We start from the raw sequence: 388 nt of genomic DNA, 5'->3' as shown, positions 1-388 counted from the left end.
GGCAAATTACAAGTTTAATCCGAACAAGCCCGGAATCTTTCAATGGCAGTCTGTTGATGATGTATTTTTAATGGTCGTTGATTAATTAGTTCAAGTGCTGCTAGGATCTCATCAGTCGTTACTTGGCTAAAATTGGTCTTTTTCGGGAAGAACCAGCGTAACCGTCTATTAAAATATTCATTGGAACCTCGCTCCCATGGTGAATATGGATGGCAAAAATAAACTTTGATCTGATAATCCTGTTCTAAGGCCTGATAATTGGCAAACTCTTTACCATGATCAACAGTAATGGATTTTACTTGGGGACCGAAGGCCCCCATAAACTTGCCAAAGGCGGTGTTTAGAGCCTTAGCCGTTCTATTAGGGGCTTTGATGGCCCATAGAAGTC

1 pseudogene is annotated in these 388 nt (G+C 41.2%); it reads right to left on the bottom strand.

Annotated elements, in window-relative coordinates:
* Positions 1–14 precede the first annotated feature (14 nt).
* Positions 15–388, bottom strand: a pseudogene (locus ACG72T_RS12570) (IS30-like element ISLsa1 family transposase); the annotation flags it as partial.

The organism is Companilactobacillus sp. FL22-1 (assembly GCF_043951805.1).
Lineage (GTDB): Bacteria > Bacillota > Bacilli > Lactobacillales > Lactobacillaceae > Companilactobacillus.
This window is presented reverse-complemented; position numbering and strand designations above follow the sequence as displayed.